17 protein-coding genes and 1 pseudogene are annotated in these 17,337 nt (G+C 44.2%); 3 read left to right on the top strand and 15 right to left on the bottom strand.

What is annotated here, in order from left to right:
• Window positions 1-121: 121 nt before the first annotated feature.
• Both PL11201_RS06170 and PL11201_RS06165 read right to left on the bottom strand, forming a co-directional pair.
• Window positions 122-1,822: an ELWxxDGT repeat protein gene (locus PL11201_RS06170; RefSeq protein WP_079677705.1), complete on the bottom strand. Its 1,701-nt coding sequence runs from the start codon at window positions 1,820-1,822 to the stop codon at window positions 122-124.
• Between the two features lie 241 nt (window positions 1,823-2,063).
• Window positions 2,064-2,468 (bottom strand): hypothetical protein, encoded by a 405-nt coding sequence (locus tag PL11201_RS06165; protein WP_079677704.1) that lies wholly within the window; start codon window positions 2,466-2,468, stop codon window positions 2,064-2,066.
• Between the two features lie 394 nt (window positions 2,469-2,862).
• Between PL11201_RS06165 and PL11201_RS06160 the strand changes: the two genes are divergently transcribed.
• Both PL11201_RS06160 and PL11201_RS06155 read left to right on the top strand, forming a co-directional pair.
• Entirely contained in the window at window positions 2,863-4,038 is a 1,176-nt protein-coding gene (locus PL11201_RS06160) for a response regulator (RefSeq protein WP_079677703.1), read from the top strand.
• Between the two features lie 37 nt (window positions 4,039-4,075).
• Window positions 4,076-4,963, top strand: a complete 888-nt coding sequence (locus tag PL11201_RS06155) for an alpha/beta fold hydrolase (RefSeq protein ID WP_079677702.1) — start codon at window positions 4,076-4,078, stop codon at window positions 4,961-4,963.
• Window position 4,964: 1 nt separating this feature from the next.
• On the opposite strand, the gene PL11201_RS06150 is transcribed toward PL11201_RS06155, so the two are convergent.
• The 9 genes from PL11201_RS06150 to PL11201_RS06110 all read right to left on the bottom strand — a co-directional run bounded on the left by PL11201_RS06150 (window position 4,965) and on the right by PL11201_RS06110 (window position 13,134).
• On the bottom strand, window positions 4,965-6,125 hold the full coding sequence (locus PL11201_RS06150) for an amino acid ABC transporter permease (protein ID WP_079677701.1): 1,161 nt from the start codon (window positions 6,123-6,125) through the stop codon (window positions 4,965-4,967).
• A gap of 148 nt (window positions 6,126-6,273) precedes the next feature.
• Complete coding sequence (locus PL11201_RS06145) at window positions 6,274-7,362, bottom strand: amino acid ABC transporter substrate-binding protein (protein ID WP_079677700.1); 1,089 nt, start codon at window positions 7,360-7,362, stop codon at window positions 6,274-6,276.
• Window positions 7,338-7,460: a hypothetical protein gene (locus PL11201_RS25860; protein ID WP_200816710.1), complete on the bottom strand. Its 123-nt coding sequence runs from the start codon at window positions 7,458-7,460 to the stop codon at window positions 7,338-7,340. The genes PL11201_RS06145 and PL11201_RS25860 overlap by 25 nt, the downstream gene beginning before the upstream one ends.
• Before the next feature lie 7 nt (window positions 7,461-7,467).
• Window positions 7,468-8,073 (bottom strand): RdgB/HAM1 family non-canonical purine NTP pyrophosphatase, encoded by a 606-nt coding sequence (gene rdgB / locus PL11201_RS06135; RefSeq protein ID WP_079677699.1) that lies wholly within the window; start codon window positions 8,071-8,073, stop codon window positions 7,468-7,470.
• A gap of 55 nt (window positions 8,074-8,128) precedes the next feature.
• Window positions 8,129-9,559, bottom strand: coding sequence for a phosphoglucomutase/phosphomannomutase family protein (locus PL11201_RS06130; protein WP_079677979.1), 1,431 nt, complete (start codon window positions 9,557-9,559; stop codon window positions 8,129-8,131).
• A 144-nt stretch (window positions 9,560-9,703) separates the two neighbouring features.
• On the bottom strand, window positions 9,704-10,393 hold the full coding sequence (gene folE / locus PL11201_RS06125) for a GTP cyclohydrolase I FolE (RefSeq protein WP_079677698.1): 690 nt from the start codon (window positions 10,391-10,393) through the stop codon (window positions 9,704-9,706).
• Between the two features lie 68 nt (window positions 10,394-10,461).
• Entirely contained in the window at window positions 10,462-11,187 is a 726-nt protein-coding gene (locus PL11201_RS06120) for an SDR family oxidoreductase (protein WP_079677697.1), read from the bottom strand.
• 246 nt (window positions 11,188-11,433) lie between these two features.
• Entirely contained in the window at window positions 11,434-12,414 is a 981-nt protein-coding gene (accA, locus tag PL11201_RS06115) for an acetyl-CoA carboxylase carboxyl transferase subunit alpha (RefSeq protein WP_079677696.1), read from the bottom strand.
• A 228-nt stretch (window positions 12,415-12,642) separates the two neighbouring features.
• Window positions 12,643-13,134, bottom strand: a complete 492-nt coding sequence (locus tag PL11201_RS06110; protein ID WP_079677695.1) for a low molecular weight protein-tyrosine-phosphatase — start codon at window positions 13,132-13,134, stop codon at window positions 12,643-12,645.
• Between the two features lie 184 nt (window positions 13,135-13,318).
• Here PL11201_RS06110 and PL11201_RS25855 point away from each other — a divergent pair, with 184 nt between their 5' ends.
• A complete protein-coding gene (locus PL11201_RS25855; RefSeq protein WP_144017678.1) occupies window positions 13,319-13,495 on the top strand; it encodes a pentapeptide repeat-containing protein in 177 nt (58 codons plus the stop codon).
• Between the two features lie 12 nt (window positions 13,496-13,507).
• On the opposite strand, the pseudogene PL11201_RS06100 reads toward PL11201_RS25855, so the two are convergent.
• The 4 genes and pseudogenes from PL11201_RS06100 to murC form a co-directional block, all read right to left on the bottom strand.
• A pseudogene (locus PL11201_RS06100) lies at window positions 13,508-13,771 on the bottom strand (zinc ribbon domain-containing protein); the annotation flags it as partial.
• 311 nt (window positions 13,772-14,082) lie between these two features.
• Window positions 14,083-14,430, bottom strand: coding sequence for a YbaB/EbfC family nucleoid-associated protein (locus tag PL11201_RS06095; RefSeq protein WP_079677694.1), 348 nt, complete (start codon window positions 14,428-14,430; stop codon window positions 14,083-14,085).
• Window positions 14,431-14,555: 125 nt separating this feature from the next.
• A complete protein-coding gene (gene murB, locus PL11201_RS06090; RefSeq protein WP_079677693.1) occupies window positions 14,556-15,518 on the bottom strand; it encodes a UDP-N-acetylmuramate dehydrogenase in 963 nt (320 codons plus the stop codon).
• Between the two features lie 51 nt (window positions 15,519-15,569).
• Window positions 15,570-17,165, bottom strand: coding sequence for a UDP-N-acetylmuramate--L-alanine ligase (gene murC / locus PL11201_RS06085; protein ID WP_079677692.1), 1,596 nt, complete (start codon window positions 17,163-17,165; stop codon window positions 15,570-15,572).
• Window positions 17,166-17,337 lie beyond the last annotated feature (172 nt).

The following is a 17,337-nucleotide window of genomic DNA, read 5'->3' as shown; positions in this document are numbered from 1 at the left end:
TTTGACCAGGACGGTGCCGGCGGCGGTGCCATCACTCTTCCACAACTCATAGCCGTTGGTGGCATCCGAGGCTGCAAAGTACAGGGTGCCGTTGACGTTGGTGAGGTTGCTGGGACCGGAGCTATTTGTGCCAGGGTTGATATCNAGCGAAGGCGGTGTTATCTGTTGAACCTGTACCCGTGACTAAACTATAAGTAAAGGTATCACCTGTGTCGGGGTCGGTGCTGGTTAATGTCCCGATATTGCTGTTAGCTGCGACGTTTTCGTTGATGCTGCTATTGCTCAGGGCAATATTGGTGGGGCTGTTGTTACCACTTAGCTTCCACAACTCACTACCGTTGGTGGCATCCGAGGCTGCAAAGTACAGGGTGCCGTTGACGTTGGTGAGGTTGCTGGGATTGGAGCTATTTGTGCCAGGGTTGATATCTTGAACCATGACGGTGCCGGCGGCGGTGCCATCACTCTTCCACAACTCTTGGCCGTTGGTGGCATCCGTGGCTGCAAAGTACAGGGTGCCGTTGAAGTTGGTGAGGTTCATGGGAGTGGAGTTACCTGTGCCAGGGTTGATATCTTTGACCAGGACGGTGCCGACGGCGGTGCCATCACTCTTCCACAACTCTCTGCCGTTGGTGGCATCCGTGGCTTGAAAGTACAGGGTGCCGTTGACGTTGGTGAGGTATCTGGGATTGGAGTTACCTATGCCAGGGTTGATATCTTGAACCAGGACGGTGCCGGCGGCGGTGCCATCACTCTTCCACAACTCTTGGCCGTTGGTGGCATTCGTGGCTTGAAAGTACAGGGTGCCGTTGAGGTTGGTGAGGTAGTTGGGAGTGGAGCTATTTGTGCCAGACCAGATATTTTTGACCAGGACGGTGCCGGCGGCGGTGCCATCACTCTTCCACAACTCATAGCCGTTGGTGGCATCCGAGGCTGCAAAGTACAGGGTGCCGTTGAGGTTGGTGAGGTAGCTGGGACCGGAGCCATTTGTGCCAGGGTTGATATCTTTGACCAGGACGGTGCCGGCGGCGGTGCCATCACTCTTCCACAACTCTTGGCCGTTGGTGGCATCCTGGGCGTTAAAGTACAGGGTGCCGTTGAAGTTGGTGAGGTTGCTGGGATTGGAGTTACCTATGCCAGGGTTGATATCTTTGACCAGGACGGTGCCGGCGACGGTGCCATCACTCTTCCACAACTCATAGCCGTTGGTGGCATCCGAGGCTGCAAAGTACAGGGTGCCGTTGACATTGGTGAGGTTGCTGGGACCGGAGCTATTTGCGCCAGGGTAGATATCTTTGACCAGGGCGAATATTCCCTGATAGTTTGTCATCACTTCTGGGGTAAAAGCCGCCGTCAACTCAGCTTGACCTGTAGTGACTTCTAACTCCCAATTTCCCCCTTTGGCAGCATTCCCCGTCATAGACTTAGATGCCGCAATTTCTGACCCGGTGAGGGCGTGTAACTTAGTAATAAATTCTTCCCCAGCATCCCCAGCCGCCACATTGCAACCGTAGAGGAGGAGGTTAGTAACATTCCACTGTTGCAGTTGGGGGGCATAATGAATTAGGGTATCTAAACTGAGTTGAGTATTGCCTAGAGATAAACAACCGGGCGCACCGTGAGAAATAATATGAACTGCATCAATATGCTGATATCGACTTAAAACTTGGCTAATTTGCTCAATACCATCGGCGGTTTTATCTAAGATAAAGACTTTGGCATTAGGAATAACACCCTTAACCAGTTGCCGGGCATTGTCAACTCCCGCATCGATAAAAACAATTGTCGGGGTGGAATTAAAAGTTTTTGTAGTAGAATTCATCATAGTTTCTCCTAAAAAATTCCGAGTTAATTATTAGAAATATTGCGAAAAAAAAGCGTATATTGATTAGGCAGTTCCTAAAATTTCGGCTTTAACCTTGAGATTAGATCCCCCTAAATCCCATTAAAAAGGGGGACTTTGATCCCCCCAAACCCCCTTTTTTATGATGACTTTAAAATCTGGTTACCCATTAAAAAGGGGGGCTAGGAGGGATCGACTTCCCCATTAACAATTCATAAAAGTTCTAGGGAGACTTAACCAAAGGATTGCCACTAATAGTACCAATAGTGATGGTATACCCGGCTGTGAAGGTATTCGTTTGGGGTGTACCCAGAAGAGGATCATCTAATGTGTTGTAGCCAGAGCCTGTCGGGGCACCAATAGTGGTGAGATTGAGTGTTCCCGAAGTACCCAATGCAAAAGCCGAGTTCTGTAAACCATTGGCATTGGTAGCATCGTAGTTGAAAGCCTGAGCCGTGGCACTTTGTTTACCGACAGCAGCCGAAACCGCCACACCCGTAACCTTATCTGCAACAACGGTGAAAGCCGCCGAACCAGCTACGCCCCCTTCACCCGCACGGGCTACGGTAGATAATCCAAAGGAACCTAGCACAACGAGGCTACTAACTATCGCAAAACGACGTATCATGATGTTTTATCCTACTAAATTAAATCTCAAACGATGAAAGTGGAGCCCTATTTCATAATTTAGAAATAGATACTAAGTTTGTAGAAATGATTAAACAGAAAAACCTTTTGACTGACATTAAATCGTTCTAACTTCCGATTTTTAACTCCTGACCTTGGTAATTGTGTTGATTTACGACTACTGACTTAGAACTTCTAAACTGCACCCTTTCAATATTTTTATCATCGTTGATCACTCCTACGCTTGTCAGTCGGAAAAGTCGGATCTACAAAGTCGGAAAAGTCGGATAATTAGATTTTTCTGGCTAGAGTCGGTCATAAACTCACGCACAACTGTGATGATACTGATACCCATTTAACCCAACTACCGAAAACCGGATCACTCTTAGCCCGTCATGACTTTTGAAGAAACCCTCGAATTTGTAGAAACTACCCTAGACTCTAAAGCGGGTCAACCCCTAACACTTTCAGAAAAACAAATCCTCAAAGCAGCTTGGGATAATGAAAGCTACAGTAGCCTTGCTGAGAGCTTATATCTTAGTGTTGGTCATATTAAAGATTTAGCTTCCCTATTATGGCAACGTCTTTCCTGCGCCTTTGGGAAAAAAATCACTAAAAATAACTTTCGATGGGTAATAGAGGTGCATTGTGGCACATCCCCATCTTCTGAAGAAAAAATAGCAGAAACTAATCCTGACAAAAATGAAGACCCGAAAGGCAATATTTTAATTGTTGACGACCTGGTTGAAAACCTACATTTCTTAACAAAGCTATTAAATGAATATGGGTATATAGTCCGAAGTGTCAATAATGGTAAGATGGCATTAAGAACAATCCAAAAGACTCACCCGGATGTAATTTTGCTCGATATTATCATGCCAGAAATGAATGGATATCAAGTCTGCCAAGCTTTAAAATCTGATGAAACAACCTCAGATATTCCGGTAATTTTCTTGAGTGCGCTAAATGAAGTTTTCGATAAAGTCAAAGCTTTTCAAGTCGGGGGAGTGGATTATATTACCAAACCCTGTGAACCCAAAGAAGTGATCGCCCGTTTGCAAACTCAACTCATTATCCAACGACAAAAACAACAATTAAAAAAGCAAATCGAACACCATCAACAAACAGCAGAAATTCTCTACCAATCTCGTGCTTTACTGGCTAATTTATTAAATAGTTCTAAAGATGGAATTATGGCTTTACAAGCTGAAAGAGATATGATAACTAAAGAAATTAACGATTTTTACTGTTTAATCATTAATCCCGTCTTTGTTAAACTTTTAGATCAAAAACGAGAAGATCTTATGGGTAAAATCATCCCCAAAAAATTGCTCAATCAAGTAACTCCTACTCTATTTTATTCTTTGATTACAGTAGTTGATACGGGAGACGAAATCGAGAAAAGATTTTGTTGGGATAATGATCCGGCTCAGGCTTGTTTTTATTTGACTGCTGTAAAATTTGGAGATGGTTGTTCAATTAAAATTAGTCAGATTAGCAATTTTAAACTCCCTGAATGTGAGTGTAATCTGCAAGCCAATAATTCAGATAGCAAATTTAACTGGATCTGACTATATTCTCAGTGAAGTTTTATGATACGATGGTATCATGGCTACTATCGATATCCAGGGCGTAAAACACAGTTACGAATTGACATCACCAACCTCATCGGGTGATGTGCTGGTGTTTATTCATGGTTGGCTGCTGAGTCGTCACTATTGGCAACCCGTCATTGACCTGTTAGCCCCCGAATATCAATGTTTATCCTACGATTTACGGGGATTTGGCAATTCTCAATTGTTGGCGGGAAACCCATCACACGCCATCTATACCCCCATTTCCTACGCTGAAGATTTAGCGATTTTATTACAAACCCTGAAGATCAAAAATGCCTGGTTAGTGGGTCATTCCCTGGGGGGGACGATTGCTCTGTTAGGGGCGGATAAATTATCGGAACAGGTGAAAGGCGTGATTTGTATTAATGCCGGGGGGGGAATTTACCTGAAAGAAGAATTTGAGAAATTTCGTTCCGTGGGAGAAAAAATTGTTAAATTCCGCCCCCGATGGTTATGTTATTTGCCCCTGTTGGATTTAATCTTTACTCGCGCTCAAGTGTCTTGTCCTATCAAACAACGGTGGGGACGACAACGGTTAATCGATTTTGTTATAGCTTGTCCTGAAGCCGCATTAGGGGCATTATTAGATTCCACCACCGAAACCGAAGTTCATCGTTTACCGCAAGTGGTTTCCCGACTCGGGCAACCCGTTTATTTTATCGCAGGACGACAAGACTTGATTATGGAACCGCAATATGTTCGCTATTTAGCCAGCTTTCATTGGCTATTTCGTCAGGGGTATAATAATGTAATTGAAATTGACAATTGTGGACATTTAGCTATGGTAGAACAGACTAATATTGTAGTTGATCATATCAAAAATATTCTCAATAAGTGTTTGATTCTGAAAAAGATTGAAGATGATTTTATTGACCATTAATTTATCTTTCTTGCAACTGAACACTACGGTTTAATTGGTTCATTGCCAAAGAAATTAATAAATTAATGGTCAGGTAAGTTCCCATAATAATTAACATGACTTCAATCGCTTTTCCCGTTTGATTAAAAGTAGTAGTGGCAACATTATAGATATCAGCATAGGCAACGGCGATCGCTAAACTGGAGTTTTTTACTAAGTTTAAATATTGACTATTTAAAGGAGGTATAATCACCCGCAGGGCTTGAGGAAATACGACTAACTGCATGACTAAACCCGATTGTAAGCCCAAAGATCGCGCCGCTTCCCATTGACCTTTGGAAACAGATTGAATCCCGGCTCGCACAATTTCAGCAATATAAGCCGCCGTATAAACTACTAAACCGACTAAAAGTGTGGTAAATTCAATGGTAAGTCGTAATCCTCCTTCCATATTATTTGTCGTGGGATTAAATATTGGAGTTTGCCAATTTAATCCAATAGTTAATGTTAATAAAGCTATGATACCAATGATTCCCAAAGTGATTAATTGAGGTTGTCCCGATTCTCCCCTTTCTATCATAACTTTTGTGCGTTTTTTCCAGATAATTAGGGTGGAGATCGCACAAATCAATAACACCCCAAATCCAATTATTCCTTGAATTCCTGACGGCCAAGGTATAAAAATTCCTTGCTTAGACAGGAAAATTGAATTTAAAAACCTGAAACTTTCCTTGATAGGCGGAAGTTGAACAAAAACCCCATACCAAAAAACCAGTTGTAATAATAGGGGAGTATTTCTAACAATTTCGACATAAATAAACGATAATTTACGCAAAAGCCAATTATCAGAAAAACGGGCAATACCAACAGTAATTCCCAATAAAGTTGTGAGAATAATTCCAAAAAACATCACCCGCAAAGAATTCAATAATCCAGCAAATAAAACCCGAATATAAGGATCAGTTGGAGTATAGGGAATTAAACTATCAAGAATATTAAATCCTGCCGATGTACCTAAAAAATCAAAGCCAAAACCACTACCTGTTTTTCTCAGATTTCGAGTTAGGTTTCCTCCTAAAATAGCAAATACACTAACCAAAATCAAAATCACTAAAACCTGTAAGGCAATTCGCCAAAATCGTTCATCTCGCCAAAGGGGAATTTTTTGATCTGTGTTAGTCATAAAATCAGTTATCAGTAAACAGTAATTCAGTTATCAGTAGGAGCGTGGAGACACCGCCCATGTCAGTCATCACAGAATCAATAAAATCAATAAAATCAAGATTTTGCTCTTAAACCGATAACTGATAACTGATGACTGATAACTGACTTTAGCGGAAGGGTGGAGAATACATCAAACCCCCATTTGTCCATAGGGCATTTTGTCCCCGGGGCAGTTTAAATTGTGAACCTTGACCTAAATTTCGTTCGTAAACTTCACTATAATTGCCAACTGCTTTAACTATATTAGCCGCAAAATCATTACTTAATCCGGCACCTTTACCCAGGTCACCTTCTGTCCCTAAAAATCGTTTAATATTGGGGTTCTCACTGGTTTTGAGTTGATCAACATTCCCTTGATTAATTCCTAATTCTTCCGCCTCAATTAAAGCATAAGTTGTCCATTTAACCACATCAAACCAAGCAGAATCATTATTAACTGTTACTGGGCCAAGGGGTTCTTTAGACATAGTAACATCCAAAAGAACATGATCGTCGGAGTTGGGGAGGGTACTACGACGGGCTACCAGTTGGGATTTGTCCGAAGTCATCCCTTGACATCGACCTTCTGCATAGGCTGCATAAGCCGGGTCAGCTTGTTGGAAGGTAACCGTTTCAGCTTTGACATTCCTTTGGCGCAGGGCATCGGTTAGGTTCAGTTCGGTTGTGGTTCCTGCCTCAACACAAACGGCCTTTCCTGCTAAATCTTCTAATTTAGTAATCCCGCTATCTTTGCGAACCATCATCCCCTGACCATCGTAGAATGTAGTTGGGGCAAATTCTAAGCCAACGGAGGTATCACGGCTAATCGTCCAGGTAGTATTCCGCGATAGCATATCCACCTCCCCCGATTTTAAGGCTTCAAATCGTTCTGTAGAATCCAAATTCCGATATTCAACCGCATTAGGATCACCAAAAACGGCGGCGGCGACGGCTTTACAGATATCCACATCCAGACCCGAATATTGGCCACTTTCATTCACAAAGCTGAATCCGGGGATTTTGCCATCAACTCCACAGATTAGCTTTCCCCTTTGCTTGACAATATCAAGACGACTTTGACCTGTTCCTCCTTTAGTAGCCGTTGAGTTTCCCCCAGACGAAGTTGTACCAGTGTTGGTAGGATTCGATGATTCACAGGCTGTTAGGGATGCCACCGACAGTAAGATTGCTACTAGCAAAGAACCGCATTTGTGCATAGTTTTATATTGCTCGTGTATGAGTTAGGTAAGCTGAAAAGATTAAGTCCTGCCGTCAAAATGTTATTTGCTGCATTAATATCACGGTCATGGTGCATCCCGCAATTAGGACAATCCCATTCCCTTGTGGCAATTTAATAAAGCTTGAAGCTGGGGTAAAATACCTTGAAAGGCTTGCCCACGGTGGGAAATTTTATGTTTTAATTCCGCAGGCATTTGGGCAAAAGTCATGTTAACCTGGGGAACGTAAAAAATCGGATCGTAACCAAAGCCCCCGATTCCCATGGGTGCTTGTGTGATGCTTCCTTGACAAGTTCCTTGATATTCTACAGCAATGGAACCATCGGGACGGGCGATCGCCACCGCACAAACAAATTCAGCATTACGGTTAGGGTGATCTCCGAGTTCCTTGAGCAGTCGCACAATACATTCGGCTTCTGTAGGAGCATAACGGGCTGAATAGATTCCTGGCGCTCCATTTAAGGCTTCTACAGCCAATCCTGAATCATCAGCGATCGCCCATTCTCCCGTCGCCAATGCAACTTGGGATGCTTTTAAAGCTGCATTCTCAACAAAGGTTTTTCCAGTTTCTTCTATTTCTAAATCTTGAGGTTTAAGCTGCAATTCAATCTCTAAACCCTCCAAATAAGCCTGCATCTCCTTGAGTTTACCTGGATTTCCGGTTGCAACAATTAATGTTTTTTTTGTCATATTCCGATGCTAATAATTAACGGGTAGGGGCGAGGTCTCCTCGCCCTAATCCATGCTAAAACTGATTTGCCCAATCCTTCGCCCAGGCTAGGGTCTCTTGAACCCTATCCATGTCGGGAGCTTCACAATAAAGACGCAGGACAGGCTCTGTCCCACTGAAGCGAATTAATAACCAACGACTATCTGCAAGGCGATATTTATAGCCATCTACGGTTAAACAATCAACCACCGCCTGTCCTGCAATTTCCTGTAAAGGTTGATTCTTTAATTGTTCGACCAGGCGCGATCGCACATCCATACTCGCCAACGGTAAATCAATCCGATCATAGGCTGAATCAAAGCCCGTTTGTGCTTGTAAGCGTTGATAGGTTTGCGTCGGATCTTCCCCTGACTGCACCATGGCTTCTAAGACATACAGCGCCGATAACAACGCATCCCGTTCGGGAATATGGGTTCCATAACCCACTCCCCCCGATTCTTCACCCCCGACTAAAACTTCCGTAGTTAACATCCGATCGGCAATATATTTATAACCGATCGCCGTTTCATACAACGATAAATTAAATAATTGAGCAATTCGAGGAATTAAATCGGAACCACTCACGGTTTTAACGATTTCTCCGGTAAATCCTCGACGAGTGGATAAATGTTCAATTAATACGGGAATTAAAATTTGAGAACTGAGAAAATTGCCATTTTGATCGACCGCAGCAATGCGATCGCTATCCCCATCAAACACAAATCCAATGGCTAAACCCCCATTAGCAACGCGATGGGATTCTAATTGTTCAAATAATTTAGGAATATAACGGGGTAAAGGTTCCGGCGCCGTCCCGCCAAAATAAGGATCACGATCAGTATTAATTTCGTGAATATTATCTCCCAATAATTGGGTTAATCCTCCGGTCGCCGCCCCGTGCATAACATCAGCAAAAACCGTTAATTTTCCTTGATTAATTGCCTCTTGAATTGCCGGAATATCCACCTTAGAACGCAGGGTTTGGCAATAACTCGGCCAGGGATTAAACAGTTCTAAAGTTCCGGGAGTTGTCTGAAAAATTTGTGCTTGATCTAATAGGGCTTCAATTTGTTGGGTAATTTCTGGCCCCACCGAACCGCCAAAAGCACCTTTGACTTTTAAACCTAAATATTTACCCGGGTTATGACTAGCCGTTAAAACAATCGCCCCTAAAGCCTTTTGTTCATAGGCGATTAAGGAAAAAGCCGGAGTTGGAGCATAGGTTTCACTGAGTTTGACATTAAATCCTGCTGCTTGGATGGCGACCGCCGCACATTGGGCAAATTCCTCGGCTAAAAAGCGCCGATCATAGCCCACAATAATCGTCCGGCTTCCGGTTGTTTCTCCATAGGTTTGATAGAGAATCTGAGCCGCAATGGGGGCGACTAAAGCCACTCGTTCAAAGGTAAAGTCCGCAGCAATCACACCGCGCCAGCCATCGGTTCCAAACTTAATGGGTTGAGGGATCATGAATTTTCAAGGTTAAAAGTGAACTAAGAACTAAGAATTAAGAATTAAGAATTATAGCTTTTAGGCTTTTTCTAGGATAAGTTAAATTTTTCTTAATTCTCAATCTTCAATTCTTAATTCAGCATTAATATCCCTAATTAGTTAAAAAAATGCGGGTTGGTGGCGAATCAAATTCAGGAATTCCTCACGGGTTTTTTGTTCATCTTGGAATACACCAACCATAGCGCTAGTAACTGTCCAAGACCCGGGTTTTTGCACCCCTCGCATCGCCATACACATATGGGTGGCTTCCATGACCACGGCGACCCCTTGGGGTTCAAGGACGGTTTGAATTGATTCGGCAATTTGGCGAGTTAAACGTTCTTGAACTTGTAAGCGACGGCTGTACATTTCCACGATCCGAGCGAGTTTGCTTAATCCAATCACTTTTTGATTAGGAATATAGGCAACGTGCGCCCGACCCATGAAGGGTAACATATGGTGTTCGCACATACTGAAAAAAGTGATATCGCGTACCAGCACCATTTCTTCATGACCTTCATCAAAAATAGCCCCATTCACCAAGTCTTCCAGGGATTGATTATAGCCACTGGTGAGAAAACGCATGGCTTCAGCTACCCGTTTTGGGGTTTTGAGTAACCCTTCCCGTTCAGGATCTTCACCCACTCCTAAAAGCATGGTACGAACAGCATTCATCATTTCCTCGTCACTCACCTCTGAATCGAGTTGGGAGTGGGTGCTTTGGCTATAGGATAAAGTCCGATCGGGTCGAATCGAAAACCCCGTCTTGTCCTCATTTTTGAGGCCATTGGTGTTGGATGAGATAGTCATGGTGTATCTTGAATCAAGGTTTAGAAACAACAAAGTTAAATGGTTTTAAAATCGATATTAAAAACGATTCAAAACGTGCCGATGCTTGGCATCAGGGTTAATTCTTCAATAACCGCAGCGGTGGGTAATAATGCCACATAGAGAATCGACTCGGCTACAATCTCCGGTGTCAGCATGGCAGATCGATCAAAATCAGCTTTAACGGTTTCGCTATCCCAGATGGGAGTATTCACAGAACCAGGACAGAGGGCTGTGACCCGAATTCCATTGGCCCGTTCCTCCATATTCAGGGTTTTGGATAGAGCCATCAAACCAAATTTGCTGACACAGTAAGCCCCCCAATGGGGAAAAACCTGTATACCAGCAATGGAGACTACATTAATAATGGTTCCACTTGCTTGATCCCGCATCCCAGGCAAAACTCCTTTGATACACTGGAATACGCTGGTGAGATTTAAGTCGATTACCTTTTGCCAATCGGCCAGGGATGTTTCGATTAAGTCTCCGGTATATCCCATCCCAGCGTTATTGACGAGGATGTTAACTGGGCCAAAAGCAGCCACAATACTATCGATTTGGGCATGAACTTGTTCGACTTTTGCTAAATCCAGGGGGAAGGCTTCCGCCTCCACTCCCAGATTGCGGGCTTCTTCGGCTACAGACTCTAAGCGATCCTTTTGGCGACTGACCAATGCAATATCAATCCCGGCTTTAGCAAAGGCCAGGGCTGTTGCCCGACCAATTCCGCTACTAGCTCCTGTGATCAAGGCTCTTTTTTGCATGGGAGAAGTCATCTTTTAAGTGGTCGGCCATGGGACTAAAACTGATGTCACAAATCTGTAAACGGCTTAATCTGAGAAATTTGTAAAGATTTGTTACTATCATCAGTATATCACTAAAGGAATTTAGGATTAGGGATTTTAGATTTTTGTTGAACGCCCCTCACAAAAAAATTTTTTTTCCCGTCAAGTTCTGAAGATTAACGGCCACTTGGTTAATTTCTTGAATAATGTCTTTTTCTCCCTGGTATTCTCACTGGCTTAAACCTTGACTTCTGCAAAAATTCCAATATTTCTAAATTTCTGATAGCGCATTGTTTGACGCTGCCCGGATGTTAGAGCCAGAAGTTCTCCCAAAGATTGAAGTAAAGCCTTTTTCAGTAGTTCTGCTGCTTTCAAGGGGTTGCTATGGGCACCTCCCTCGGGTTCAGGGACTACCTCATCAATAATGCCTAGTTGTTTGAGATCTTTGGAGGTAATTTTCAGGGCTTGGGCAGCTTGGGGGGCTTGACCTGCATCTTTCCACAAAATGGCGGCGCAGGCTTCGGGGGTGGCTACGGTATACACCGAATGTTCTAACATTAGCAGTTTTTCACCCACACCAATACCTAAAGCTCCACCGGAACCACCCTCACCAATAACAGTACAGATAATCGGAACCTCTAAATCAAACATTTCTCGGAGGTTATAGGCGATCGCTTCGCCTTGGCCTAGTTTTTCGGCGTCCACTCCCGCCCAAGCCCCCGGAGTATCAATAAAGGTGATAATCGGCATCCCAAAGCGGTTAGCGTGTTCCATCAGGCGCATGGCTTTCCGATAACCTCCGGGGGCGGCCATGCCAAAATTGCGGGCAACATTATCTTTGGTATCCCGTCCTTTCTGATGACCGAGGATAACTACGGGTTGTCCCCCTAAACGGGCCACACCACCCACTAAAGCCGGATCGTCATAGCCCCGGCGATCGCCATGCAGTTCCATCCATTCATCGGTTATGGCTTGAATATAATCCAGGGTACTAGGCCGACGGGGGTGGCGAGCCAGTTGTAGCCGTTGTAAGGGAGATAAACCACTGAAAATTTCCTGTCGCAGTTGACTAGCCCGGGCTTCAAGTTGTTGAATTTCCTCGGACACATCCACACCATTTTCATTCGCTAACTGACGAATTTGGTCAATTCGGCTTTCTAGTTCAACTAGAGGCTTTTCAAAGTCAAGGAGAATTGGTTTTCGATTAGAATTAGCCACACTCAAAATTACTGTTACACAGGGTAAATATTATTTCTAGTATTTTACCGGAAAATCACCGGACGTTTGATTCCTAAATTGCTCGGAAATTATTCAGGTCAATATGGACTGTCACAAATGTCCCTGTTATAGTTTCTGGCTGAAAAACCATCGATCCCAGCCTCATTCACAAATTAATGGCTCTGGGAATTATGCGTAGAGATGTTCTGATTCAGAAACTTGACATTTCTAGGGTTGAGTTTCTAATTTTTGTTCTTTAATAAGGAACTCTAACAAGCCCTCACAGGAATCCAATAATAAATCAATCACCTGATTGAACCCTTCCCTCCCTCCATAATAGGGATCGGGAACTTCTTTGAGGTTATGATGGCGACAAAACTCACACATCAACTTAACTTTATGGCGATATTTTCCTGAAGGATCAAGATGGAGAATATTTTCATAATTCTCTTGATCCATTGCCAAAATTAAATCAAATAGTTCAAAATCATCTCGCCTAAATTGACGTGCTTTTCCCGTCATTGTAATTCCCCTTTGGTTGGCAGTTTGAGTCATGCGTTGGTCGGGGGAATTGCCAATATGATAACTAGATGTTCCCGCAGAGTCACAAACAATGCGATCGCTCAGATTTGCCTGATCAATTAAATGATTCATAATATTTTCCGCCGCCGGAGAACGGCAAATATTACCAAGACACACAAATAATAATTTGTAAGGCATAAGTAAAGAATTTAACTCAAAACTCGAGACCCCAAATCAGAGATCTGACAATTGACACTCCCTTTGCCTAAAGGCGTGGGGATTCTTTGTTCATAGAGCTAACTTGCTCGAACAGGATTTCGACCGCCTGAGCAGAGGTCAATTCTCCCAAAGCGTTGCTTGCGTACTTCGCAAAAGTTCCCGTATGCCCTACGGTACTCAACCCTCGACTCNACGCGATACCGATTTACACAAAGCCAATTTTAAAGCCGCTAATTTAACCGATGCTAACCTAACCGATGCCATCGGGTTTAATCATGAAGATGCCATGATTTACAATACGATTATGCCCAATGGTCAAGTCCTATTATCAATGTTTTGACACTCCCTGTGCCTAAAGGCGTGGGGATTCTTTGTTCATAGAGCCAACTTGCTCGAACAGGATTTCTCCAGCCCGAGTAGAGGTCGATTCTCCCAAAGCGTTGCTCATGTCTAGCATGAAAGTTCCCGTATGCCCTACGGTACTCAATCCTCGACTCAGGATATTTCTAGCTGCATTTTCATCTCTATCCATGACACAACCGCACCTACAAACATGGGTTCTAGTGGATAGCGTTTTCTGAACAATTTCACCGCAACTAGAGCATTCTTTGCTGGTATATCGACACAGAGCGGACAAATTGTGCTGTACGAATTGCTTCCTTTACTGCTTCAATCTGACTGGCTTTTCCGTAAGTTTTGAACTCAAATACTAACATTGCCTTACCTCTCGCCTGATTTTTTATACTATATCTTTGGGCACAAGATTGGCTGATATTTTAACAAAGGTTTACAATAAAAAGCCTAAGTAGAACTTAGGGGTTTTAAACCCATTTTTCCGATAATTTGTTCTACCTTTAACCTAAAAACACAGCCAGCGAGGACGCTGGCACTGCCTTGTTTGAGGTTTATGGGTTATTGCTGTACACTCTAACCTAACCCGGGTAAATTCAAACCCCCGGTCAGTTCTTCCATCCGTTCGCGCATGGTGGCAGTGGAGTTACCATAAGCTTCCTGCATGGCAACCAGAACCAGATCAGAGATCACCTCAGCGCCCTCGCCTAAAACATCCGGTGAAATTTCCACCCGACGGGGTTCTTGGTTTCCACTGAGATATACCTTAACTAAGCCCCCCCCCGCTTCCCCCAAAATTTCCAACTGATCCAGGTCTTCTTGGAGCTTTTTTGCCCCTTCTTGAACTTGCTGCGCCTTTTTAAACGCTTCAGCCAGTTCCTTCATTTTGCCCAGACCGAAACCAAATCCCTTTTCTTGTGTCATAGTTTGTTCATCGAGCGCTGAAAACGCTTTGTATAGTCAAGATAAGTAAGCTATAGTAGCATTTTTTGGCGGATCAACTGCATTTTGGGGGAGGAGATCGTCCCTGCTGCGATCCGCATTGGGAATCAAAACCCGTGGAAATCCCCCATAATTCTCACCTCGGGTTCCAATAAAAACGACCAACGCCGTTCAACTTGTTCTTGAACATGACGAATTAACGAAAAAATATCACTGGCCGTTGCCCCCCCACAATTGAGAATAAAATTAGCATGGCGCTCGGCTACTTGAGCTTGACCAATGCTGTAACCTTTTAAACCCGTTTGTTCAATTAACCACCCCGCCGTTTTCAGACCAGGGTTACGGAAAACACTGCCACAACTGGGTAGATGATAGGGTTGGCTATTGCGACGTTGATTAAAATGGGCGGTTGTATCAGCGAGAACCTTTTGCGGATCATGACCGGGTTCCAACTGGAAAGTGGCTTGAGTCACAAACCGATCGCCCCCTTGCAAAATCGAGGTGCGATAGCGATAGGCTAAATCTTCCGGGGTTAAAACTTGTAATTCCCCAGACTTGGATAGGACATGGGTATGGACTAAAATTTCTGCGGTGCAGGATCGGTGGGCACCTGCATTCATTACCACCGCCCCCCCCATGGTTCCGGGGATGCCCACGGCCCATTCTAGTCCCCGCCATCCTAAACGAGCGGCTTTCCAGGCTAAACGGGGAAGGGAGGTTCCCGCCCCGGCAGTCAGTAACCCCGTTTCTGAATCAAAGTCAACATGACGCAGGTGACGAGTCGCAATCACTAATCCAGATAACCCTTGGTCACTAATTAATAAATTTGATCCAGCCCCGAGGAGGGTGATCGGTAATCCTTGAGTATCAGCCCATAAGAGAGCTTCTTGAAGTTGTTCTACCCCCTTAGGCGCGATGTACCACTCGGCTGGCCCTCCGACCCGAAAGGAGGTGAAGGTGGTTAAAGGAACTAAAGATTGAATCAAACAGTCCGTTTCAGGTAGGGCTAGGTCGTGGGGCTCAGAGCAGTTTGTTTGACTGGGGGAGTCATAAGAGAGTGTCATGACCATATCAAAATGAATACCTTAGAACTTGGATGTAAATCACCGATTGCAGATAAATCAGTCCATTAAGCGTGAGAAGCACCCTGGCTCAGTCCCAACCGTGTTCTGGGAACCCTGATAAAATTCCATCACCTCTGGAATAATTTTATTGAGGTTACCCGCACCGAGAAATATAGCTAAATCACCGGGCTGTAGGAGTTGAGCCAAACTGCCCTTAACGTCATTCATAGAGGGCTGGTACAATACTTGAGGGTGGTAATCACCAATCAAGTCTGCGACTTTCTGGCCATCAATGTCCCAGATATTCGGTTCTCCGGCACTATAAATTTCGGTCAGAACTACCACATCGGCATCGGTGAAACACTGAGCGAAGTCTTGAAGAAAGGCATGAGTTCGACTATACCGATGGGGCTGAAAAATAGCAACAATACGCTGAAGGTGGGGTTGGGTGTTTAAGGCACTGTCTTGCATCCGCAGACGGGCAGCGGCGAGGGTGGCGCGGATTTCACTCGGATGATGGGCGTAGTCGTCCACAAACAGGATGTTATTAAAACAGCCTCGATGCTCAAAACGACGTTTTGCCCCTTCAAAGTCTGCTAATGCCTTGGCTATGACGGAAAACTCTAGGCCTAACTGCCGTCCTACCGCGATCGCAGCTAAGGCATTGCTGAGATTATGTTGCCCGAGCAACTTTAACTCTAGTTCTCCGAGGAAATTGCCTCGCTCCCAAACCGGAGCTAAGATCCCATTGGCACGATATTCCACATCCCTGACTTGGTAATCGGCATCGGAGTCAGGATTTAAACTGTAGGTGATCCCGGGTTGGATTTGCTCCCGTACCGTTTCACAATCAATGCAGGCTACTAAGGTTTTACAGTTGTGTTCAAAGATTTTGAAGGTATTGATTACCTGTTCTAAGCTTTCGTAGTGATCGGGATGGTCTAACTCAATATTGGTAATTACACCAATTTGAGCCTTGATTTTGACGAGGGAACCGTCGGATTCATCGGCTTCCGCCACCATATAGGGCCCTTGACCCATGCGGGCATTGCCCTCCCAGGCATTGACTTCTCCCCCAATTAAAATGGTGGGATCAAGACCTGCCCCCAGCAACATCATGGCAATCATGCTGCTGGTGGTGGTTTTGCCGTGGGTTCCAGCCACAGCAATACTTTGATAGTCTTGAATTAAGGCAGCTAGTAAATCGGAACGATGAAAAATCGGACAGCCTAACTCCTGAGCGGCTTGATATTCTAAATTTTCAGCACTAATGGCGGTCGAACAAATAACTTGAGGTAATTCCATCCCCGGGGTGTTCTTTCCCTTGCCATTTAAACTTTCGACTTTTACCCTAGCTAGGGCAGTTTTCAAGCCATTTTGAGTGGCGGATAATTCTAGTTCCGTTGCAGAACTTGGCTTTTGATTCCCTTGATTTGGGGATTGTTTGACATACTCAAAATTGCTTGCCTGTTGATGGCAAAAAATTTGGGCGCCTAAATCTTGCAGGCGTTGAGTAATATGGCTGCGTTGAATATCCGAGCCATAAATAGGTAGCTTTCGCTTCGCTAGGATATAGGCTAGGGCTGACATTCCAATCCCGCCGATCCCGATAAAGTGAAAAGGCCTGCCACTGAAATCTACAGAAATTGGCATCAATTACTCCTCATCACACCACACCACACCAATAACACGCGACATCATATCAAGAATTGTTTTTTACCGATACTCCCTGTGCCACATTTTTCAGATGGCATTTTGCGCTAATATCTTTAAATTTTAGGCAAATTGAGTCTTATCAGTAGTTGTATACTATATACCCCTAGGT

It is taken from the genome of Planktothrix sp. PCC 11201, assembly GCF_900009135.1.
Classification (GTDB): Bacteria; Cyanobacteriota; Cyanobacteriia; order Cyanobacteriales; family Microcoleaceae; genus Planktothrix.
This window is presented reverse-complemented; position numbering and strand designations above follow the sequence as displayed.